Genomic DNA, 21,560 nt, shown 5'->3' on the forward strand with positions numbered 1-21,560 from the left:
TTATGGCGCTTTTCGGTGGGCATGAAATGGTATAATAAGGAAAACAAATTCAATGCAAAATGATCGATTTAGACAAGGCTGAGCCCGCCAAGGAATTTCACAAGCACCAACGCTTCCTTCCGCTGGTTATCGTTTTTCCATTTACTATAATATTTCTCTTATCAACGGTTGGTTTGCAAAGCGCACTCGCTTACGCGGGAATTGTGGCTGTTGCCTTGGTGTGCATTTTCTACTCATTAAAACTGCGAAAAGCGGCTCAAGAAAGAATAGCTGAAACAGACGCACGATTGAAACGTGACGCTGATGAGAAGAAAGCCAAAGATCACCTTGCAAAACTCAATGCTGCTCGAAAGGATTTTAGAAATGTCGAGCGTGAGGTTCTTCCGTGATTTGGGTTAGCTTTTCTCGTGCGGCTTGGCTTGCCGTGGCGTGCGTAGCGGTCTTTTCCATCACCAGTTCTACAAACGCCAAGCTATCTGCAGACCACGCTCCTGTGCGAAATGTGGGCGTTTGGCAGGGTCTACCATCGCTGGATCTGGCGGTGTGTGCGAACCCATTCGACTTTCCTGAGTCTGAAAAGACCAATGTTCTCAAAGCCCTCTTGGGTGAAGACAATGACCCGGTGCGGGTAGCCAGTCGCTGACTGGTTCTGTGCGGGTAGAAACCCATCAATGACAAGGGAGATTCCATTGATCAAGCTGTGTGTCGCAGGAATGGTTGGATTAGTGATGTGTGGCTCTGTGTGGGCAGCAAGCAATGAGGATGAAGCGGCTGCACTGGCTACCCTCAATGAGGTCCAGAAGATGTACGAGAATCGCCCTCAAGGCACGCCTAATGACGCGGGCACGCGAACGCTGTCGAAGAAAGACATCAATGACTGCGTGACACAGATGACTGAGGCTAAGAACAAGCTCGATGCTGTGAAGCAGCAATACAGCTCGACCAAAGCCTACCAGTCCATGCAAACCCGTATGCTGACTGGTCAGGTCCGTGGTCGCTTAGCAACCTGCAAGCAGACCAAGGACACTCTGGGGTACTGATGGAATGCCTTGCTTTGAAACGCTCTCAGGCGCTGGTAAGGTCTGACCTAGAGCGTTTCATAGTTAGGGAGCGGCATGAAGATTTGGGCGTGTGCGAAAGGTCCTAACGGCTACATCAACCGAGAGGACGGGCAGTACAAGCTGTACTTCATCTGGCAAATTCTCAAGATGAAGCGAGAGAATCCCGCTGAATTCAGCGCTCTGACCTTCTTCAGTACCCATTCTCGCGTGGAGAAGCGCCGTGAGATGGTCGCAGTGAAGAGTGGGCATTTCCGGTACAAGAACCTCGATCCTATGACTGCTAATTCTGGTGACAGTGATGGGGAATCCCTTTCCCACGCTTGCCTCATCGCCATCCTATCCCAGCTCCAAACGATCAACTTTGTCATTGATAACGAGATCGTCCCATTCACGTTCACGCGCCTTGTGACTGAGGAAACCCGGCTGAGATTCGGGAACGGCAATGCCTACGTTCCCGACCTCTACGGCGAGTTCACCTCCGACAACCCCTACTACAAGAAGTGGGGCGGGAAGCTGGCGATTGAGGTTTGCTACTCGAACCCATGCAGCATGCAGAAGGTCGTCGATTTCCGTGACCACGGAATCCCCATCATCGAAATCAAGATCACTGACAGCATCAAGGTTGAGAAGTACATCAAGAAAGATGACGTTGAGGGCAGTCTTGAGAGGCGCTACCGACAGGTTTCTGAAATCGTCGCTCGGCAGTTGTATTGCAAAGTGCTTTCTGACCCGGTGAGCACCAGATTCCATGAGGATTTCGCACGGCAAGCTGAGAAGGATCGGATAGCGCTAGTCGAGAAAAATAAGCGCGAAACCATGTTACTATTTAATAAGGTTCGCGAGGCTGAATCGCTCGCTGATGCTTTGGGCAAGGAGCGCGATAGCTTTTCTGAGGCGAAGGGTCTGTTGGAAAAGGACAAGGCTGGTCTTGAAGCTTCGACCAAGGAACTGACTCAAAGTGTTGAAGATCTGAAGGTCGAGCTTGGAAAATACAAGACGGCGTATACGAACAGGGTCAATGATATTAAAACGCTGAAGGGTGAGTTGGAGGAAGCGAAGGCAGGATTTTGGACGAAGGTCTGGCGGGCTATAAGCACAGAGAAGGCATAAAAAAAGCCCTAGTGGGCTATTTTATTTTCAAATACAAGCTTTAAGCGGTAATTCTCCTGCATCTTGGTTTGTTTAGTACCTTTTCAGTGAGCCTGTTGAAGACTCTATAAAGGTTAATCGTTTTCTGAATTTTCACGTCTCGCGCCTCGCTGACCCGGCTGAAAAGCTTCTCTGGTGTTTTGATGACGACCATAGATTTGCTGTGAGGCTTCGTTTCTGTGAGCGCATTGGAGCAAGTGACCCGTAACTGGTGAAGGTCTTGCTCATGCACGACAATGCTTGCGACGAACTGCAGGGCTGCTGCACAACACATGGATGGATCTATGTCGTTCATTTCGAGATTGATGAGTCTGGTTTTCTCGCGACCTTTGCCCGCTTCGATGGCGACTCTTGGTAGCTGGAGGCTTCCTGCTCCACACGTAGAGTCGTAGAGCGTCCATGAATCGGTTCCTAGGGTTCTGTTCTGATTTTCCAGTGTGTGAAGCAAAGAACCTATAAGGCTTGAAAGGTCAGTTGGTGTGAGGAACTGACCCAAGCCTTCACCAGATCTGCGGAATAGGGCGATTTCCTCGATGAGCATGGTCAGCACGTCTGAAAACGCCGGTAAAGCTTCTACGACCTCTTTATAGATCCTCACGGACGTTGCCAAGGCTTCGACGTTGAGCGTGCTGAATAGCTTCTCATCAAGCGCAAAATGGGTGTCGTCGATGTAGACGTGCTCGGTAAGCTCTTGGTCCGTGATTCCGTAGCGTCGATACCGGGCAACGAGCTGGTTCAACATGACGCCAAGGTTGAATTTCACGAAGACTGACAACGCCAGATCCTGCTTGGCTCGCTCGCCTCCGTTGTGGTGGCTAGTGATCTGGAAGATGGATGATTTCAGGGCTTTGATTTTGAGATCGATTGGCTGGCTCATACGGCACTTACCAAAATTTCAGAATCTGTAGATTTTTTGGTCGGCTGCACATCAAGAGCTTCACTCATCAATTCTTGAAATAGCTTAATGGTTTGCAACTCGTCAATCCGATTAAATACAATTTCTGGTGTTATAAAATTTAAGACAAATTTTGCATCACCTGATTTGTATTGAGTGATAACGTCCGAGCATAAAACCACAAAGCCTTTAACGTCACTATTGTGCTGAGTCGTATTGGCAAGGATTTGCAAGGCACTGACATGGCACATGAACGGGTCAATGTCATTTACAATAACGTCAATATTCTTTACTGATTCAGGATCTTTTTTGTGTTGGTTCCACAAATGCGCAAGCATAAGAGCGCCGTATCCAACACAGGGATCGCAAAATTTCTGAGGGTTTAAGTCTTTAGGTTCGTAAATCAACTGAGCCATGAATTGGGCAAAGTCTGGAGGTGTCATGAACTGACCCTTTGCTACTCCACGACCCTTGGTTAGCAAAATGTCTTCTGCAAGAAGGGAAAGAATGTCTTCGAAGGGGTCGCTTTGTTTGACGATGCTGTTGTACAGATTGACTGCAATCGCTAATGAATCTTGGTCGATACACTCCCAATCTTCTTGTGTGCCTTGAAATCTCTGTAGGGCTTCGCCAGTCGCAATGTAGTTGTTCAAGTCGGTTTTCGGTAAACCGTAGTGTACATAACGCTGAGCTAGGGTTTCGATGCCTGACATGAGTCCTACAAGGACAAAGGTCTTGAACGAAAGGTCCTGGTTTTGTGTATCGGATTTTTTTGGATTATCAGAAATCTTAAATATGGTTTTTTTCAGATTTACGATTTGGATTTTTAGATCATTCATTTTTCACCTATTTAGTAATGAGGTGCAAAATATAGTTCGAATTAAATCTAAATGTCAAGGATATTATTATAATGTCTTTGTGGTTGAGGTCGCACGAAAAGTGGAATTTTATTTGGGTGTAAAATCTTCAATTTTTGTTTACGGCTTTTTCGCGATATAAATCAAAGCCCAAATAAGGGGCTTTGTTGTGGTTCATTTCAGTAGGTGTATGTCGAAGAGATCTGTGAGAATCCAATTGATCAGGAACATCATCGCAACCGTGAAAAGGTAAACCACCTGTCTGGTGCTTGAGTATGTGTAAAAGAAAAATCGGTAGATCGGGTAAACCGGGAGGATAGCCAGAGCCAATGCGCCAATTCCTTTGAACGGCTCCCCACGGCTGAATATGTGCAAGCCATAGACACCAAGGGCGAACAGGATCAAGCAGACGATGAGGCAGATAATGCCGTCGATGCCTGTGATGGTGTTGATGCCTTGGCTTTCTTTGTACTGAATCTCTGCGTCGATGTGAACGTTTGCATCGCGCTCGTTGATGTGACCACGCCCAGCGGTGTCATAGTATTTTCCATCGCCTGCTTGGTACGCAGATTTGCCGCCTGATTCCGTTCCTACGACCTTTTTCATGGTTTGTACTCTGTGAAGTAGTAGCCGTCCCTTTGGTAGCTTTTCGAGAAGCTGACGTTGAGCGACGGAGTGTACATCGGGTCAATCCCTTTGCGAACGACGTACACGTAGATGACAGAGGTCTTCCCGGCGTAGCTCAGCTCTGCCCGGTATTGCGTGAAGTGCTTTCGGTCTTTCTGGTTCTGCTCGTACACGTCCATCGTGGAAGCGTTAGCCCCATGCGCATAGACGCCATTGGGCAATCTGATGGCTGGCTGCTTGTACAAAGGGTTCGCGACCTTCTTCCAGAAATTCGGCTCGACGATGTAGTTCAGATACGCGGTGAAGTGGTACGCCTCGTTGCCTTGGGCTGGTGAGCAGTTGGCAGTCATGTCGAGGAAATCTTTGATCTCTCGGCTGAACTGAATGCTGTTGTCTTCCAGCATCTGCCAGTTCTTTACCTTTACCGGCAACGGTTTGGCTTCGTAGTAGTAATACCGATCTTGGCATTTAGCGTGCGCTTGGGTGGCTACCAGAGCGAAGGCGAGGGCGGTTAGCGTTCTCATGCATGGAATCCTTGCAGACATGAAAAAGCCCCGGCTAAGGGGCTTGGAGGCGTTAGTGGCGGTTGGTCTTAACGACTGAACAGACCACGCACGGTCGAACGAACTGTGGAGCTGGCTTCGCTCTTCATCGTGTCCGTCGCGCTCTTCACCATGTCGCCCATGAAGCTGGATTCCTGCTGACCAGACGCATTGGTGTTGGCGGCTTGGTAGCTGGTGTTGGTGGTCTTGGCATTGCCCGGAATGAATTGGACTTGTTGCCCACCTTCGTAGCTCGCCACGGTTGGCTGAGCTGGTTGTGAACCGGGCATGTAGCCGCTTGCTTGCTGTTGGAGATCTGCACAGCCGGTCAGGCTCAGGATGGTAAGGGTCGCGGCAAAGCTGATTGCACGTTTCATGTCCATTTTCTCGCGTGTGTGAACATCAGATGGGAGCCGGACGGGCGGCTGTTAGTGTAATTCTACGTATAAAGTAGAATTACTCAAGCGTAGTCTACGTTGTGCGTTGTTACGAGCGAACGAGAAAAGGAGTTAACTGCTTGTTTCTTTTACAGAAATTGGCAAATGAAAAATTTACAACTGGGGCAGACGTTAAAGCGTCTGCGTGGGGCTGCTGGTTTGAGCCAAGCTGAATTGGGTTTACGGGCTGGATTTGACTCCAACACGATCTCACGTTTTGAGCTTGGGACAGTCACGCCAAGCGTCGATGCGCTGTACAAGCTGGCGATTCAGTTGGACTGCTCTGTGCGTGATTTCTTCTTGGAATTCGACGATGACGAACAGAAAAGGGCGTACCTTTTCAACGTGATTTGCCGTGCTGATTCGAAGGAATTGAACCGTCTAGTGGAGCTTGTGAGCCAGCCAGTCAAGAAGTAACCCACCACGAAAAAAGCTTTTCAGCTTCAACACCTTGGGCACAGATGAGGCGGAAAACGATCATCTTGTCAGTGGCTACTTGCCGATCCTTGGGACTCACTGCTACTGTTTAAATGTACAGTATCCTGAGCAGTCCCACATGATCACCATCCTCGGTCCCATCACAGCGCGCCCAAACCCCATCAAGAAGCCCATTGTTGGGCGCGTGAGCTGTGGTTTTCCGAGTCCCGCACTCGAATACACCGAACCTCCTTTGAGCATCGACGACCTTGTGTGCCTGCGTGAGCCAAGCCGCTGGCTGCTCCGGGCTGATGGAAATTCTCTGTCGGGGATTGGGATTTACGATGGTGATGTGCTTGTCGTCGATAAAGCTTTGGAGCCGCTGGACGGAGACATTGTAGTCGTCGTCATCGGCGCAGATTTCTGCTGCAAGGAGTATCGCGAACGCCTCGGTCAGTCACCGCTTCTAGTCGCTCACAACCCCGCGAATGCTGATATTGAGGTTGGGGATTGGGAAGAAATCGACCTCTGGGGCGTGGTCCTGTACAACCTTCACAGCGTGTCACGGTAACGATGGAGAAGGTGATGAGTGACGATGGATTTGCTGAGCTGGCTGCTCGATCCGAGAAGGTGAGGAATGAACATCGTTTGCTGCTTGAGGGGCTTAAATCCTTTGAACAGAAATTGGTCGATCTGGTTGGTGGGCTGAACTGCACTGGCGTGAGTGAGTACGTCACGTTCGAAGAATATTTCGACCATGAGGATGAAATTATTGGTCACGTCTTCGGCGTGCTTTTCTTCGACGGGAAAGAGCTTTGGGTTAACTACAAAGAGGAACCGCATCCCGGCTTCGAGGAAGCACGCTGGGAGTACAAGCCAGTTGAGAAAATCAGCACCGATTGGCGGAGGAAGGTCAGCAACCCAAAGGTGTTGGATTCTGTAGTAGCCAATCTCCTGATTAGCCTTGATGCTGAGTACGAGAAAACCGCGCCTGTGGTGCAGTCGCTGTCCCAGTTCATGACGATTGAGAAGGCAGAAATCGACTCGGATCTTGATGAGCTTTTCAGCGGTAATGCAAAGCTGCTGGAGTCGTGGATGAAGGCTCGTAAAGCAGTTCAGACAGACCCAGAGCAATCCATCACGTTGAGCTGTTCGCACGTAGAGACGGTCCTCAAAGGTTGCCTCAAAGTGCTTGGTGCCACTGAGTACGAAACCCTCGCGATAGAAAAGCTCGCTAGGAAAACTCTCAATATGCTCAAGGCTGACAACACCATCGACACAGTGACCGCTGAGATGGTCCAAGGCGCTATTACGATGAGTAAGTCCATTGGTGAGACACGGAATTTCAAAAGCTCATCTCATGGAAAAAGTGAAGGGTACGTGCCGCCATCTGCTGACCTCGCTCAACTCGCAAATCACCTCGCGGGGGTCGTCTCAGTTTTCGTGATGAAACAGACTGACCGAGTGACGAAGGCTGGGTAATGAACAGGGTCTTCTGTCTGGTCGATTGTGACTGCTTCTACGTATCGGCTGAACGCCTGTTTGACCCTACGTTGATAGGCGTTCCCGTAGTCGCGCTTTCGAACTCGGATGGTTGTGTCGTTTCGCGGTGCCCCATCGCTAAAAGCAAAGATCCCCGCACTGGTGAACTCGGCATAAAAATGGGCGCGCCGTTCTTCGAAATAAAGCACTTCATGAAGAGCCACGGCTTGCGTGTGGTGTCGTCCAACTACGCGCTTTACCAAGAAGTCAGTAACCGCGTAATGCGCGTTCTAGAGACGTTCGCGCCTCGAATTGAGGTCTACTCAATTGACGAATCTTGGCTCGATTTCAGCGGTGTACAAGGCGATCTGGAGAAGCTTGGGCGTGAGATCCAAGCCGCTGTCAAAAAGCAGGTTGGCATTGGCGTTGGGGTTGGATTTGGACCTACGAAAACGCTCGCAAAGGCTGCGAATTTCAGCGCGAAAAAATGGCGTGCGCAAACCGGCGGTGTGGTGGTTCTCATGGACGAAATTCGTCGGGATAAGCTGCTTGCTTGGATGCCAGTGGATGAGATATGGGGCATTGGCAGGCAGCTCTCCAAGCGCCTTGAAGCGATGGGCGTGAAGAAGGCAATCGACCTTCAACGGTACGACAGAAAGTCGTTGAGGAAGCTCTTCAACGTGAACGTTGAGAAGACTTCGATGGAGCTGGAAGGTGTGTCGTGCTATGCGCTTTCCGAAGGTGCTGAGCCGAAGCAAACCATCGCCAGTACACGAAGCTTTGGTGAGCGAATTACAGAGCTGCAGGGGCTTCGTGAAGCGGTAACGACATACGCCAGTAGGGCGTGTGTGAAGCTCCGTTCTGAGGGGCAATTGTCATCGTGTCTGCAGGTGTTCATCCAGACCAGCAGGTTCGACGAAAAGCCTTACTCCCGTACTGCGATCTGTGCGTTGGTGACTCCCAGTAACGACACTCGCGAATTCGTGGCGGCTGCGCTGGAAGGGCTGAGCAAGATCTTTGTTCCCGGCTATAGGTACGCCAAGGCAGGAATCATCCTGAGCCAATTCGTGAGCGGGGAAGGGTATCAGCCTGACCTGTTCGCACCTGAGCGCAGGCGAAATTCAGAGACGTTGATGAAGGTCATGGATGGAATCAACGCTCGATACGGAAGGGGAAGCATCAGGATTGCTACAGAGCCACCCATAGCCCAGTGGGCTATGAAAAGGGACTATTTGAGTGACAGTTTCGTCACGGACTGGCATCAACTTAAACGTGTGAAAATGACCTGAAAAGAAAAAAGCCACTTAAGGCTCTTTCAGCTTTACAGTTTTATGGTTTTACCTTTCGCTTGGGCTTGTTGTCGTGCTCGATAGCGGTGAGGATATTCGCAGAAAATACGGAATCATTTATCTCGTAAGACCCTTGGACAGCTATCCTGAATGAGTCATGCGGGTTCTCAAAAATCTGCTTGGCAATCTTCTTATTATCTCCCTCAAGATTATCGATCAGCTTTCCTCCTTCCCTGTAATCATCGCGTAAATCTCTAAAGCCCATTTCCACGCCTTTCTCTCTGAAAAGCTGCTTGGCTAATAACTCATGGTCGTCAGTGGCTGGCAATCCGTAAAGCCACTCATAGGACATTTCGCCAAGCTTTGATTTAGATTTGAGGATTGAAGCTACCTCATGGTGAGCACCAAAGAGCTTATTGAAATTCCCTTGCTCGCCAAAGACTGAGTATTCATTCCCTCTGATTTTTACCGTGCCATCTGGTTTTGGTGCTTCAAGATCGTCGATTCGATAGCCCAGCTTCTCCATGCCAGTTATGATAAATGCAGGAACTATTTTGGTGTCAGGCTTCTTGCTCAGTTCTGCTCGTAAGATTTTGAATTCTTCCTTTAGTGTCATTATAGTTATTTTTGTTAATTACTAGAATAATAGCATTTCTAAAAACCCAAATCGTAGGCAACAAAAAAGCCCCGAAGGGCTTTTTCTAAAACGCAGTCAGCTTCATCACTGGAGAAGCTTTTTCCTTGCGTCATTGAATTCTTGCTCAGTGATGTGACCATCTTCTTTCAGCTTTGCCCATTTGATCAGCTCATCAGCGACAGAGAACGTGCGAAGCCGCTCGCCCTTGATGATGTCAACGTCACTGTTCTCAGGAACGGTTTTCGCTTTGCCAGAGAAAATGCCGTTGGCTTCAATCCACTGTGCATGGGCGCGCAGAGGGCTGAGGAACAGGACGTTCAGGAGGATGATGTACAGCAGGGCGATGCCAGCCAAGATTGCCGAAGCAATGAACTCGCTCGTCTGGCGGTCCCATCTGTCAGCAGCCCCGAGCGTCGTAGCGAAGTACAGGGCGAACAGGACACAGCCAATCAAGGCTATGGAGACGTAGCCCTTGTAGTTCCTAGCTGCGGTTTCGATGTGGCTGAAATCACTGTTTTTTTTCATCATCACCAAGCCAAAAATTAGAAAAATGGCTGGGATGATTCCTACCACGAAAAACAGAGATGGCAGTAGCAGAAGCACGAAAATCAGCAGCTTGCTCTGCTCGCCACTGGATAAAGGTGTGTTGGTCATTATTGCATCCGTGTTTGTCAGATTGGATTCCAAAGGCTTCGATTAATGCTTTGTGAAAAACTTCAAGGCTTCTACTGAGATAATTACGATTGCCCAGCCAATGAAAATTCTGCGGCGCGTAGAGCTGTTGCGTTTTGACTTGAAGAAGGAAGCAATACCCATATGAATCAGAGGTATAAAAATGCTTCCGCCGATGGCTCTAGAAATGTAGCTTTGGAACAGGACTGGCTCTCGCACAATGTCAAAGACGGGCAATGCATTGAAATCATGCTTCACGCTTGCATAGAAAACGATGCAAAAGCTAATCATCGAAAGGACAATCGCGAGTGCTAGAGACGTAGGTTTTTTCTTGGAAGCATCAGGTTCGTTTTGACCATTCACTTCTTTTTCTGGCGCTGATACTTCCATGTCCCTTCCTTAGTCATAATCGTGGGTACGCGGCTATGGCGAACCTTGTGTGCATGGCATAGTAGCATCACCGCTGATTTGACCAAAAGGGAGGGGGCTAAGCATGGACGAATTTCTGGACAGGTCAGATGAGCTGCACGTAGAGATTTTGAAACTGCTCGATGGCGTACCAGCTTATCCCGGCATACGGCATGAGGTTGCCTTGGTAGCGTGCGGTATGGCGCTGGAACACGCTCTGAGCCTACGCCTGTTGGTGAGAGCGCAGTGCTACACCTCTGCGTTATCCATGATGCGTCTTCAGTACGAAGCCCTCACGCGAAGCGTCTGGTTGCTGTATGCCGCTACGGACTTGCAGGTTGAGACACTGGCATCGCCACTCACGCTTGACGCAGAGCACGCAGCCAAGAAAATGCCCATGTTCGCCGTCATGCTCGAACAGATAGGGAAGACAGCTCCTGAGCAAGCGTCAAGGATGCTGCTTAATTTCAAAGAGACGAATTACCATGCGATGAACTCATTCGTGCATAGCGGAATCCATCCGCTGCGCCGACATGCCGAGGGCTACCCGGTGAAGCTGATTCAGGACGTGCTCAGGAACAGCAATGGACTGAACGTGATGACTCTCCAAATGAGCGTGATTTTGAGCGGCGATCCGCGTTTCAATGGCGTCATCAGGGCTGTGCAGGAAGAATTTCACCAGATCCTACCGGGTCTGGCTTCGCCACTTTAGAAAGGAATCGGATATATGGGTAGGTCGAGCGACTGGGCATTGGAGCTTATGGAGGAAAGGGAGCGTGACAGGGAGCTTGACTACCAATATGAGCAATACGAAGCTGAAATGAAGTGGTTTGAGGAACATCCGTTTCTCGAAACGTACAGCGTGTTCAATGACATGCTCTTGCAATTGAAGCTCATGGTGAAGAAGCCTGCTGACAGTTTCGATTCAGAAATGATGCACAAAATGGCTTATGTCCATGCCGTTACGCTTTTTGAGGCGATGGTAGGCGACGTTTTGAAAGCTACGATTTTGGCATACCCAACCCTCATGCAGAAAATGGTCAATAAGCTGGGTGAAGATAAGGGTAATAAATTTCACATTACTGAAATTGCAGAGCTTGGCTTGAATGGAATCGTCTTAGGCATTCTAAATCAGCAGATATACCATAATCCAATCACGGTTAAAAAATACGTCAATTTGCTAACGGGTAAGGTATTACCTGATACTCACATGGCGAAAATGCAAGAGATTGCTGAGCGTAGGCACGACTTCGTGCATAGAAATGGCAAGACGATAAAAGGCGTAGAGCTGGAAACTAATGTTGAGACAATTGTTTCAACCGTTGAAGTTATAGAAAGCTTTGCGCGGGACATATTTGAAACCATTGACAGAGCGATGAAAGATGAGGCGGGCATTCACATAATATGACCACTGCTATGAAGAAAAGCCCCTAGGGGCTTTCTTATGCTGCTTGGGATTCCGCTTTGGATAATCCGAAATATTTGAAAATGTCGAACATATCGAAGTCGATGAATTCAGCTTCTTGCTCGTCGCCTTCGTTCAATAACGCACTGAGTACGATTTTCTTGTTGTGAAGGACTGTGGTCAAATAATCATCAACTGAGTTTTCGATTACGAGATTGATGATATTGACTGAGTTCTTCTGACCAATTCTGTGGCATCTATCTTCGCACTGGACCATTTTCGCTGGGGTCCAATCCATCTCTCCAAACATTACAGTGCTTGAAGCTGTGAGCGTGATTCCTTCGGCACAAGCCTTGATGGAACCGATGAACACCTGAGCATCGCCGTTCTGGAACTCGTCTACACGCGCTCCGCGCTGAGCTGGTGGCACCTTTCCATCGATTCTTGTGGTCTTGATGCCAGCTTCTTGGAGCGTGGATTCTATGAGGTCCAGAACCTCTTGGTGGTGAGCGAAGAACACGACCTTGCCTTGGGATTCCACTGCCTCTTGGATGTACTCAGCTACCAAAGGAGCCTTTGCCACGGCGCTCAGTCTACGCACAGTCGCAAGCTGTGACATGAAATCGCTTCTCAACTCTCTCATGTCCTGAGCGGCTTTTCTGTACGTTGGGCTTTTAGGGTCATATTTGTTCATGACTTTGATCAAGCCTTCGTACAATTTGTGCGTTTTGACGATTATGTCTTTTTCACCTTTGATAGCGATTTTGAGTGAGGCATGGTCGCAAGGCATTGGCACAACGCTGTGAATCTTATCTGGCAATTCAGTAAGCACGTCTTTCTTCAAGCGACGAATCATCCCGGCTTCCTTAAGCTTTACCTGAAGCTCGTTCATGTTTTTTAGAAATTGAGGGTGAATCTTTGGCTCGAATACGCCAGAGCAATATCTGTATCCGAACGAACCATAGGATTTGAATGCTTCTGGTGCGAGCTTGTGAGCTACTGTGAAAATCTCAAAAGGATTGTTCAAGAACGGTGTGCCAGTGAGAGCTATGAAATTCTTCGATGGAACAGCTAAGCAGTCGATGGTTCTCTTAGCTTTTGGATTTTTCATGTAGTGGCTTTCGTCGAAAATCACATAATCATAATTTGAAGCTGCTAAAACCTCTGCATTCTTACCTACGATTCCATACGTCAAAATATCTACAGCGTATTCTCTCGAAAGGTCTATTTTTGCTGAGCCAGCGATGATGGATACAGATTCAGCGGTCTTAGGATTTACTAACCACTTCTTCAGTTCTCTTTTCCAATTGGATTTTAGGGTTGCAGGGCAAATCACTAAAACCTTTTTCGCGTCTTTGTAATTGATTACGCCAATCGCTTGGATGGTTTTTCCCAAACCCATTTCGTCAGCGATTAGGGCATTTCCCTTTTCTACTGCGTATTGGATGCCCGCTTTCTGGTACGGAAGGTAATCCAAACCGACTGGTGCAGGGGCTTTGAAATTTGAAGATACTTTGCTAGCTGCTGCGACTCTCTTTGCTAATGCCTTTTTGGCAATGTCGGCTTGGTAGTCAAAAGCTGGAGTGGTTGAGAAAGGCTCTTTTTGTTCTTTGAGGTTTGCGAGGATGTTGGAAACCATGATGTAGCTTGATGTGGTCCAAGCTTTTATTGTTCCGTCCCAATTGAATCCAGCGTCTTTAGGAAAGTCTTTTAAGTCATAAATTGTCTTGCATATATATTTGTTATTGTCGAAATGTAAGTTAAGCATTTAATTATTATTTGGTTATGAGCGAATTATACCAAATTAATAATTAAATCAAGGGCTTAGCGGTAATTATTTTCAATTATTTTTAGGGTAATTAAAGGCGGTTTCTAAATGGTATAATATGAACAATACTATTTAGCTCGAAATGAATTACATAAAGCCTTTTCTCTTATTCATAGCCCTTTTGATTAGCTCGAATTTCGCATTCGCTGATGACTTCAAAGACTGCTACCGCCCCGACTCGCACAAGACGCTGAATGAGTGCATGGATCATGCGGTAGCCAATGCGCCGTACATTGGTCCTTTGCTCAACACGCTTGAAACGGATCGGTCGTTGCTGGTTGTGAATTACGCAGGCAACAAGCTCACAAATTTCGGCAGTGATTCGCAGTTCACACTGACGCACGACACTACGAAATCGGATTACCTTTCAGAGTCGAGGGACAAGCTGGTTTGGAGCGGTGGGGTAGCGTTTCTGTACCTCTACACTGCGTTCGCCTGCTACCTAATCTTCAGAGGGCAAGCCACCAGCTTCATTGGTAAAGACCGAAAGGACATTGTGTACTTCGCCATCATCTCGGCGGGAATCATGATCCTGCTGGGGTTTGGCGTTCTGTTCGATCTTTACGCTGGAGCGCTGCTAACTGGTGTCGTGGTAGGTATTTCGTTCGTCGTGAACATGTCGTTGAAGCTCTGGACCTACACCCAGCTCGACGTGGGATTCAACACGACTCAGGCAAATGCGCTGGCTAGAAACGAATCGACGCAAATCATCATGGCGATGATTCAGCAGCATGCGGCGAACATCCTCTTTAACAGCAAGCAGTTCAACACGTTCAATTACGAGACGAATGATAAGGGGGAGAGGGTCTACAAGGAGACGGCTTACTCACAATGCATGCAGCAGTCGGCTGAGCCATCGCGCTTCCTAGCTACTCTCCTAATTGACGGTGAGGCTCAGAAGACTCAGAAATGCTTGAAGCAGGTGGGCTATGAGACGTTCAACCTTGGGCATGTGAGCTATCAAGGATCGGATGAGTCTACGAAAGCGGCGCTGCTTGAGATGAACGACCTTGCTCATATGGTCGCCTTCGACTCGATAAAATTCATGTGCGGCAATGCGCTTAACGTCGAAGATCGTCGTGTGCAGTGGGCACCTCACTGGATGGTGTATGACCAGTGCTTGAACCGCATCGCGTCTGGTGGTGTTGAGAATGCCGCTGATGGGCAGATTCAGTTCTTCCCTCAGAATGACGGAATCACTAAGGCTTCAATCCAAGCTCAGATCGAGCAGATGAGACTGATCTACATCGCTTCTGCAGGGGCGTTCGTGCAGACACATGCACAGGAAGCGAAGGATGCTGTGAAGCGTCCTCTAGCTGACATAGCGAGCTTCATGCTCGACATTTCAACCGTAAACCGTGTGGCTGGGGATCTCGAAAGCCAGATCAAAAAGGAGTACACAGAGAACGTTCAGGCGGTGTATGACCCAGTGATTTTGGGCTTCAAGAGCCAGTCTGCGCTCACTCAGAACACTGAGCTGGATAACAGACGCAGGGTGTCCGAGACGCTGCAAACTGAGAGCGTCTTTGATATTGATAAGACGATCTCAATCCTCGTACTGCCCACCAGTTCCGAGGCTAACAAGGCGAAGCTCAAAAACTCAATGGAGTACACAGCCAACTGGCTTTTCGGAAACCTTTACACCACGTCAGGATTCACGTTCGAGGACTGCACGAAAGAAGTGAATACGTGTATAGCCCCTGCGCTAAATCAGTCTGCTGCGCTTTTCTCTAATGGCATGACGGCACTCAAACACTATTGGACTATGTACATAGTCTTTAAGACGGGTCAGCTCACGTTCGATGAATTCGAAAGCCAAAGAATGAAAGCAATGGCTCGCGCTCTTGGCTTCTTCGTGTCTATGACGGCTTTCGCGATCAGCTTTTTGACCGGCGCTTTGGTGTTAAGCGGTCTCTTAGCTCCGCTGTTCTTCCTCGGGCGATTCGCTCAGGGGATTTTCAGCTTACCAAGCAGTTTGATCGTCATGTACATCAAAATCGGAAGCCTCATATTCCCGCATGGGAAAAATCACGATCAAGAAAGGTCGTTCCATGTGTTCCTAGACCTGATTCTGTCCTTGCTGTGGAGAATGCTGGAGCCGTTAATAATCCTTTTCCTCTTCACTGTGACAATCGCGCTGCAAGGAATCCTTGTCGTTTTCGTGAGTAACTGCACGTATTTCATTGTGATGCCGCTTGTGCAGACAGGTGGATTGATTGAGAACGCTATCGCCATTCTGTTCATGCTTTTGGTGTTCACAATGCTCAACGTTTACGTTGGGTTCAAGCTATGCGTTTCGATGATGAGGATATTAGATTCTGTGCAGAGCATATTTAAAGCCGAAAGCGTGAGCGATTTAGCTGGTGAGGCTCAAGAGAAATATCAGGATATAGAGAGCAAAATAAAACTAATCTCGTCGAAATTGTCTAGATAATTCCTAGCGTTTCGACAAGCGGATCTTGTTTTTCGGCTTATCTGGAGTTATAAGATAAATAAATGCTATAATTGCATTAAGGGTAATACCCTTTCGGAGAATTTTATGAACTACTTTTTGAGAGATTCAACGCACAGATATTTGCATTTGTCTTTTCCATTATATCTCTATGCTTTTTTAAACATCACGGGGCTTACGTTTTGGGGCACAAAGCCTCACGACAATTTCTGGCTGACGTATCAGAATTGGGCTTATCCTTTCCCTTATTTGATGATGCTCGCGATTGGCTTCGCCGGTTTGGCGTTCCAAAAGATCGATAGGCAGTGCCATGTCAATCGTGCCGGGGAAAGATGTGCAGCGGAAATGAATATGTACCGCTTGATGGGGCTGTACAAATACGCTATGTGCTTTGTGGCGATGGCTGTGACGTACCGCTTCGCAATCGTGCATTTCTACGGGGTGAGTTTCTTCGATTTCACGCCTGAAAGAAGCTGGTTCGAGAACAAATACACCATTGGCACTGTGAGGGTTGCACAGCAGGATTTCTTCACGAATGACCAGATGCCGATGTACAAAGCCCTTTACTCATTCCTTGCGGTGTACGTGGTGGGTGGTAGCATTGGGTATTACTACCTCAAGACACTGGCTGATGATGCTCGAAGGGCTGTGTATAGAAATGCTGCTCGCACAGCACACTAAAATTGCCGCTCGATTGAGTGGCTTTTTTTTGCCTGCGATTTGGTGGTGGTTGAAAGGGAAGGGGCAGAAAGACCAATCCCGCTTGAAGCGGGGAAAGATACTCAGTGAGGTTTGGGGTTGGTCAGTTTCTTGAGCGTTTCTGGTGAAATGCCGGTGCAGTAAAAATCGGCTAAGAGATTAATCTGCTTGTTCATTTGATGAGAGGTTACGGGCTTTTGCTGGGTTGGTTGAGATTTGTTCATTATAGTATTAGTTGGTTATAGTCCTAATTATACCAAATGCGTCTATCTCAATTTCCCTTTAACGGATAAATGTCAGACGAGCGTCATACTATTATCATACCTACATCTGACTAATGTCAGACGCACGTCAGACGTAAAAACACCTTTCCAGTGCTTCGCTGTGTTGATTTTCAGCGGGCAAATCCTCGATCAATTTTCTGAAATTCAACACAGAGCGCCTGTGCATTCCCGTTTGTACCTCACATGACGTTAGTCGTACCTTTGTGAGATGTTCGTTGGACGGAGAGGGTAGGTAGGTGTGACGGACGTAGGACGTGGATCAGACGTTGGTCCTACCTGCGTATGCCACAGTTCATAGCTAGGCTGGCTGGGCATATAACTCGGTTCTGACATAGGTCAGACGTGGGTAGGATGTTGGTAAGACGTTGGTAGGATGTTGGTAAGACGTTGGTCCTACGTTTGGACCGGCGTAGGACAGACACAAAAAAAGCCCTGTTAGGGCTGTTCTCGATTTGGTGCAGGTTCATGGTAAAAGACTCAAAACCTCCACTGCACGGCTTTGTGCGTTCTCCTTAGTGATTTCGACAGGCGTTAAACCGATGTACATTTGAAAAGCTAATTGTTCGTTAAGGTCTGTTTTGCTGTAATTAGCTATTTCACCTGTGTATTCATTTTTGACTCTAACTACCTTGCTGTCGATTGAGTGAATGGTTTTTCCTTTGACTGGCTTGATGCTGTCTTTGAAGTTTCCTAATTCGTTAAGGTATTTGTCGGCTAAAGTAAGGTTTGAATTGTTCATTTTTATTTATCTCTATTATTTGATTGATTAAGAAGTTTTTCTTCTCATACCTGAATTATAGCATTTCGAAAATCGCCAATTTACGTTAAGCGTATTTATTTCTGACTTTTTTCTGACTTTCGTATGATTTAAGTATTACGCAGGTATGACGTGCGACTGATGAACGTCAGACGTAATGTTTTCGGGGGTATGGAGGCTTCTGTGTCTCAGGGGAAGGGTAGGACTCGGGTCTGACTTACGTCAGATGTAGGTCAGATAAGGGTATGACGGGCAATAAAAAGCCCCGGTTAAGGGGCTGCGGGGTGTTCTGAGGCGCTAAACATCAGTCATCTCGGCGGTCGGTTTCAGCCTTCAACTCATCCAAAATTGCTTGGATAGCTGGATCGCTGACTGCCTTCAAGCGCAAGCGGTTCATCATCTCTACGTCTAAACCTACTGCTGCGAAGATCGAGTTCTTGTAGCGTTTGGTGTTGGTAACGGCTTCTACAAGCTCGATGGAACGCTTTGCATGGCTGTTCATGGCAAACGTCGATCTGCGATTGGTGTTGCCGGGTTCAAGCTCGTTCAGCTCGATCAACGCCTCTTCTGCGAGCAGCGCCGGGGTCTTGGCTTCGATAGCCAAGGCGAACCCTCCAAGCTGGCTGGCTTGGGTATCAGGTTGAGTGTTGAGGATTCGGCTGTTGAGTTCGTTGAAATCTATTACTTTTGACATTTTTATTCTCCGTATTTTTTAGTTAAGTGTGTTGATGATTTGTTGAGCTACTGCATCGAATTCCTGCTGAGCGGTTTTCGCTTCCACGGATTCAGAGCTGTAGATAGAGCGCGCTTCACTGATTTTGTTTGGATACAGTGAGCGGAAAACCATCGGCGCTAGGATTGGCGGAATAGTGCTGTGGAACGTTTTCGCGAAACCAACGATTGTGTCAGTGATTTTTACCAAGCCCTTATCGCCTCTGTATTTCGCGGACTCGAAGCAAAGCATGGAACGGAATTTTGTGTTGACCGGAATGCCTTTGGATTGGCAGAACTGGGTGAGGTTAGCAACATAATTCCCAAGCTTTGGTGCTGTCTTCAATTCTTGCGGCTCTGCCTTCACAGGGAAAATCACAAGGTCAGAATCAATGAACAATTGGCTGATCTCTGGCTTGATTTCATCTGCGCTTGTGTAGAGGTTTGCAGGAATATCGATCAGGATGTAGTCAAAGTCAGGGTGAGTGCTTTTCACTGTTTTGAGAGAAAACGCTGATAGCGAAGAGCCGTAGATGTTGAGCGTGGTTTTCTTGTTCCATGCGCTGATGCTGTTCGTGTAGCGCTTCACGTCGCCCAAGCGATTGTCGTTCAGGCTTTCGCTCACAAGCTTCGTCAGGTTTTCGATGCGCGCTTTCACGTTCGATTCGTTGAGCTTGTAGAAGTCTTCGGCTGCGCGAATTGGGTCCAAATCGACGATCAACACCTTCTTACCTTCTGCGATGAGCTTCGATGCGAAATTCAACACGAAAGTCGTTTTACCGCTGCTTTTGTGCTGCGCAAGGATGATTGTTTTTGTTTGAGCTGTTTCAATTTGGTTGAGGTTGAAGCTAGGGATTTGTGCATTCATTGTGCGATTCCTTTAAAATTATTTGGTTATATCTAAAGTTATACCATTTGTTTTTCGCTTTTCTGACGTTAATCTGAAAATAATCAGAAATATTTCTGATGCTCGTATTACCTTCGTCTGATTTACGTCTGACGTTCGTAATACCTGCGTCTGATGGAAATGAATCATGAACGAATCGAAAGCTTCAGTAAATTCAAAGATCGGCGGTTTTTAGACTGAAGCGATATCAGAAATCAAAGAAATTGCATGATCGGATATCAAAAAAGGGAATCTACTGAAGTCAATTGCCAAGCGGTAATTTTCGTTGAAAAGAAATACCCGTTGCGGGATTTTCAAGGTGAGGTTATTTTTCAGCCTCAACGTCATTCAAAGGGTGTCAAATGAAAGGGATTTTGAAGGGTTTGCTGGTGGTTGCATGTGTGAGCGGCGCGATGGGTGCCAGTGCTGATGAACGCTTCAAGTTCGAGGCGTATCCGGCGTCTGACGTGAGTCAGAAGGCTGTGAGCAAGATTGACTGGAAGTCGAACCCTGCATACGCGAAAGACCTGAAGTCGAAGGACGCTGTTCAATGGACAGTGGGGAAGAAGGCTGACTTCGCGGGTCACTTCGTCGTGACCTCATTCAGTTGCGGGACCGGGTGCCAGTCCACTGCGTTCGTCGATGTGAATGACGGGAAAATCTATAAGTCCCCGATGCAGTTCCCAAGCGAAACGACCGACCTCCCCAAGGTGAGCGGTGGGAAGGCTCATCAGGTGTCGAGCAACATGATTTTCATGTCGAGTCTCGACTATAAAGGCACTGACATGATGCAGAGCGATGGGGTGGTGATATTCGATGAGAAGTCGAAGCAATTCCAGATCGTAGCGAAGTCGAAGCCCTACAAAATGAAATTCTGATGGTGGTGGGAGCGGGCTTCTGTGTGGTGCAACGTCTATATAGAAGCTCACTCCGCTGCGCGGGGAAGGCGTTTAGTGTGTCTGTGATGAGGCACGTCGAGGTAGGGAAAAGCGGTTAAAGCTCCTTTCGCTTCCTCTTATAGTGACTCATCGGCTTCTTGGATCTGGTTCAGACTGAATGCCACCTCGTACTCAAAAAGCGAGACGTTCGGCACGGCTACAATCGCGTGGCGCAGGTTGGAGCTGATGCTCTTCGCTACGATGACCCCCTTCACCATTTTCCCCTTCGCAAGGTTCTTCTTGATCCAACCCATGTACCGGCTGATCTGACCAATCGCTTTGTCTGCCACACGTCCCCGCTTAAGCTCGAACACCACGAACGAGTCATCAGAGTCCAGCGCGAGAATATCGATTGGACCTACGCCGGTTGGGTACTCCACACCATCACGACCAATGTCATCGACGTACAACCGCAAGGCTTTACCGTCTACGCGAAGTGTCTCGATGTTGTGAGCAATAAAGTCACGAAGCTGCCATTCCAGCTCAAAAACCGTCTCGCGGTCTGAGTCTTGAGTGTCTTGGTCTTCAAGAGCCAAGTCTTCATTTTCGATGGCTTCCACAACGTTCTTGGGGGTGCCGGGGGCTAGCATCAAAACCTGAGTTTCCGTCTCTTCGACGGTCCAGCCCATGCGAGCAAACCCTCTGCGAAGCGCCTGAGAGTTGGTTGTGTTGGGGTTCAACGGCGGAGCTTCATCAGGGAATTGTCTGCACCATTCCTTCATTGGGTAGAGGTTTCGCGTGCCTGCAGGCGTACAAAAAACGACGAAGTAACCCTTGGGTGGCTGCATGTAGATTCGTCCATGACTGGCTGTGGTGGGCGGGCAGGGTAGCTGCTTGGTGCGTAGGACTGCCAGCGCGGCGAGGTTGCTCAAGGGATTGGTCAAATTTTAGGCAATAAAAAACCCAGCGTTTCGGCTGGGTTTCTTGATTTGGAAGTTCCAAAAACACTTCCAAAATTTACTTCCAAAAACTTTTCCTTCAAAACCGCTAAGTGCTTGATTTTAAAGGCTTTAGATGGTGCCCCGAGGGAGACTCGAACTCCCACTCCTTTCGAAAACGGATTTTGAATCCGCCGCGTCTACCAATTCCGCCATCAGGGCTCAATGGCGGCGAAGTATAGAGATGAG

General features: G+C 48.1%; 25 protein-coding genes and 1 tRNA gene. 12 read left to right on the forward strand and 14 right to left on the reverse strand.

Features of this window, described 5'->3' with window-relative positions; translation table 11 throughout:
• Positions 1 to 59 precede the first annotated feature (59 nt).
• The 3 genes from JFT58_RS18005 (at position 60) to JFT58_RS18015 (ending at position 2,171) form a co-directional block, all read left to right on the forward strand.
• Positions 60 to 389: a hypothetical protein gene (locus JFT58_RS18005; protein WP_198834463.1), complete on the forward strand. Its 330-nt coding sequence runs from the start codon at positions 60 to 62 to the stop codon at positions 387 to 389.
• Between the two features lie 300 nt (positions 390 to 689).
• Positions 690 to 1,040, forward strand: coding sequence for a hypothetical protein (locus JFT58_RS18010; protein WP_198834464.1), 351 nt, complete (start codon positions 690 to 692; stop codon positions 1,038 to 1,040).
• A gap of 75 nt (positions 1,041 to 1,115) precedes the next feature.
• A complete protein-coding gene (locus JFT58_RS18015) occupies positions 1,116 to 2,171 on the forward strand; it encodes a hypothetical protein (RefSeq protein WP_198834465.1) in 1,056 nt (351 codons plus the stop codon).
• Between the two features lie 40 nt (positions 2,172 to 2,211).
• Here JFT58_RS18015 and JFT58_RS18020 read toward each other — a convergent pair whose 3' ends face one another.
• From JFT58_RS18020 to JFT58_RS18040, 5 genes are all read right to left on the reverse strand, one after another.
• Positions 2,212 to 3,087, reverse strand: coding sequence for a hypothetical protein (locus JFT58_RS18020; RefSeq protein WP_198834466.1), 876 nt, complete (start codon positions 3,085 to 3,087; stop codon positions 2,212 to 2,214).
• Positions 3,084 to 3,944: an N-6 DNA methylase gene (locus JFT58_RS18025; protein ID WP_198834467.1), complete on the reverse strand. Its 861-nt coding sequence runs from the start codon at positions 3,942 to 3,944 to the stop codon at positions 3,084 to 3,086. The genes JFT58_RS18020 and JFT58_RS18025 overlap by 4 nt, the downstream gene beginning before the upstream one ends.
• Positions 3,945 to 4,136: 192 nt before the next feature.
• On the reverse strand, positions 4,137 to 4,568 hold the full coding sequence (locus tag JFT58_RS18030; RefSeq protein ID WP_198834468.1) for a hypothetical protein: 432 nt from the start codon (positions 4,566 to 4,568) through the stop codon (positions 4,137 to 4,139).
• Positions 4,565 to 5,113 carry a hypothetical protein gene (locus tag JFT58_RS18035; RefSeq protein WP_198834469.1) on the reverse strand — a complete coding sequence of 183 codons (549 nt, stop codon included), beginning with the start codon at positions 5,111 to 5,113 and terminating at the stop codon, positions 4,565 to 4,567. Before JFT58_RS18035 ends, JFT58_RS18030 begins: the two co-directional genes overlap by 4 nt.
• Positions 5,114 to 5,181: 68 nt before the next feature.
• Entirely contained in the window at positions 5,182 to 5,508 is a 327-nt protein-coding gene (locus JFT58_RS18040; RefSeq protein ID WP_198834470.1) for a hypothetical protein, read from the reverse strand.
• Between the two features lie 165 nt (positions 5,509 to 5,673).
• Between JFT58_RS18040 and JFT58_RS18045 the strand changes: the two genes are divergently transcribed.
• The 4 genes from JFT58_RS18045 (at position 5,674) to umuC (ending at position 8,756) form a co-directional block, all read left to right on the forward strand.
• A complete protein-coding gene (locus JFT58_RS18045) occupies positions 5,674 to 5,985 on the forward strand; it encodes a helix-turn-helix domain-containing protein (protein ID WP_198834471.1) in 312 nt (103 codons plus the stop codon).
• A gap of 139 nt (positions 5,986 to 6,124) precedes the next feature.
• Positions 6,125 to 6,556, forward strand: coding sequence for a LexA family protein (locus JFT58_RS18050; RefSeq protein WP_198834472.1), 432 nt, complete (start codon positions 6,125 to 6,127; stop codon positions 6,554 to 6,556).
• A 14-nt stretch (positions 6,557 to 6,570) separates the two neighbouring features.
• The gene (locus JFT58_RS18055) at positions 6,571 to 7,467 is read left to right on the forward strand and encodes an abortive infection family protein (RefSeq protein ID WP_198834473.1); all 897 of its coding nucleotides are present in this window, start codon (positions 6,571 to 6,573) and stop codon (positions 7,465 to 7,467) included.
• Positions 7,467 to 8,756 carry a translesion error-prone DNA polymerase V subunit UmuC gene (gene umuC / locus JFT58_RS18060; protein ID WP_198834474.1) on the forward strand — a complete coding sequence of 430 codons (1,290 nt, stop codon included), beginning with the start codon at positions 7,467 to 7,469 and terminating at the stop codon, positions 8,754 to 8,756. Before JFT58_RS18055 ends, umuC begins: the two co-directional genes overlap by 1 nt.
• Before the next feature lie 40 nt (positions 8,757 to 8,796).
• On the opposite strand, the gene JFT58_RS18065 is transcribed toward umuC, so the two are convergent.
• The 3 genes from JFT58_RS18065 to JFT58_RS18075 form a co-directional block, all read right to left on the reverse strand.
• Entirely contained in the window at positions 8,797 to 9,372 is a 576-nt protein-coding gene (locus JFT58_RS18065) for a hypothetical protein (protein ID WP_198834475.1), read from the reverse strand.
• A gap of 105 nt (positions 9,373 to 9,477) precedes the next feature.
• The gene (locus tag JFT58_RS18070) at positions 9,478 to 10,047 is read right to left on the reverse strand and encodes an SHOCT domain-containing protein (RefSeq protein ID WP_198834476.1); all 570 of its coding nucleotides are present in this window, start codon (positions 10,045 to 10,047) and stop codon (positions 9,478 to 9,480) included.
• A 42-nt stretch (positions 10,048 to 10,089) separates the two neighbouring features.
• A complete protein-coding gene (locus JFT58_RS18075) occupies positions 10,090 to 10,455 on the reverse strand; it encodes a hypothetical protein (protein ID WP_198834477.1) in 366 nt (121 codons plus the stop codon).
• 103 nt (positions 10,456 to 10,558) lie between these two features.
• Here JFT58_RS18075 and JFT58_RS30350 point away from each other — a divergent pair, with 103 nt between their 5' ends.
• Positions 10,559 to 11,185, forward strand: coding sequence for a DUF6988 family protein (locus tag JFT58_RS30350; protein ID WP_233095414.1), 627 nt, complete (start codon positions 10,559 to 10,561; stop codon positions 11,183 to 11,185).
• A 15-nt stretch (positions 11,186 to 11,200) separates the two neighbouring features.
• Positions 11,201 to 11,881: a HEPN domain-containing protein gene (locus JFT58_RS18090; RefSeq protein ID WP_198834478.1), complete on the forward strand. Its 681-nt coding sequence runs from the start codon at positions 11,201 to 11,203 to the stop codon at positions 11,879 to 11,881.
• Between the two features lie 34 nt (positions 11,882 to 11,915).
• On the opposite strand, the gene JFT58_RS18095 is transcribed toward JFT58_RS18090, so the two are convergent.
• Positions 11,916 to 13,646 carry a DEAD/DEAH box helicase gene (locus JFT58_RS18095; protein WP_198834479.1) on the reverse strand — a complete coding sequence of 577 codons (1,731 nt, stop codon included), beginning with the start codon at positions 13,644 to 13,646 and terminating at the stop codon, positions 11,916 to 11,918.
• Positions 13,647 to 13,788: 142 nt separating this feature from the next.
• Here JFT58_RS18095 and JFT58_RS18100 point away from each other — a divergent pair, with 142 nt between their 5' ends.
• Positions 13,789 to 16,140 (forward strand): hypothetical protein, encoded by a 2,352-nt coding sequence (locus tag JFT58_RS18100; protein WP_198834480.1) that lies wholly within the window; start codon positions 13,789 to 13,791, stop codon positions 16,138 to 16,140.
• A gap of 105 nt (positions 16,141 to 16,245) precedes the next feature.
• Complete coding sequence (locus JFT58_RS18105) at positions 16,246 to 16,839, forward strand: hypothetical protein (protein WP_198834481.1); 594 nt, start codon at positions 16,246 to 16,248, stop codon at positions 16,837 to 16,839.
• Between the two features lie 765 nt (positions 16,840 to 17,604).
• On the opposite strand, the gene JFT58_RS18110 is transcribed toward JFT58_RS18105, so the two are convergent.
• From JFT58_RS18110 to JFT58_RS18120, 3 genes are all read right to left on the reverse strand, one after another.
• Positions 17,605 to 17,880, reverse strand: coding sequence for a hypothetical protein (locus tag JFT58_RS18110; RefSeq protein WP_198834482.1), 276 nt, complete (start codon positions 17,878 to 17,880; stop codon positions 17,605 to 17,607).
• 322 nt (positions 17,881 to 18,202) lie between these two features.
• Positions 18,203 to 18,592 carry a hypothetical protein gene (locus tag JFT58_RS18115; RefSeq protein ID WP_198834483.1) on the reverse strand — a complete coding sequence of 130 codons (390 nt, stop codon included), beginning with the start codon at positions 18,590 to 18,592 and terminating at the stop codon, positions 18,203 to 18,205.
• 18 nt (positions 18,593 to 18,610) lie between these two features.
• Positions 18,611 to 19,477, reverse strand: coding sequence for a ParA family protein (locus JFT58_RS18120; protein WP_198834484.1), 867 nt, complete (start codon positions 19,475 to 19,477; stop codon positions 18,611 to 18,613).
• A gap of 380 nt (positions 19,478 to 19,857) precedes the next feature.
• Here JFT58_RS18120 and JFT58_RS18125 point away from each other — a divergent pair, with 380 nt between their 5' ends.
• The gene (locus JFT58_RS18125) at positions 19,858 to 20,373 is read left to right on the forward strand and encodes a hypothetical protein (protein ID WP_198834485.1); all 516 of its coding nucleotides are present in this window, start codon (positions 19,858 to 19,860) and stop codon (positions 20,371 to 20,373) included.
• 137 nt (positions 20,374 to 20,510) lie between these two features.
• Here JFT58_RS18125 and JFT58_RS18130 read toward each other — a convergent pair whose 3' ends face one another.
• Both JFT58_RS18130 and JFT58_RS18135 read right to left on the reverse strand, forming a co-directional pair.
• Positions 20,511 to 21,221, reverse strand: coding sequence for an endonuclease NucS domain-containing protein (locus tag JFT58_RS18130; protein ID WP_198834486.1), 711 nt, complete (start codon positions 21,219 to 21,221; stop codon positions 20,511 to 20,513).
• Positions 21,222 to 21,448: 227 nt separating this feature from the next.
• A tRNA-Leu gene (locus JFT58_RS18135) sits at positions 21,449 to 21,533 on the reverse strand.
• Positions 21,534 to 21,560 lie beyond the last annotated feature (27 nt).

The organism is Pseudomonas sp. MF6767 (assembly GCF_016405475.1).
Taxonomy (GTDB): domain Bacteria; phylum Pseudomonadota; class Gammaproteobacteria; order Pseudomonadales; family Pseudomonadaceae; genus Aquipseudomonas; species Aquipseudomonas paracarnis.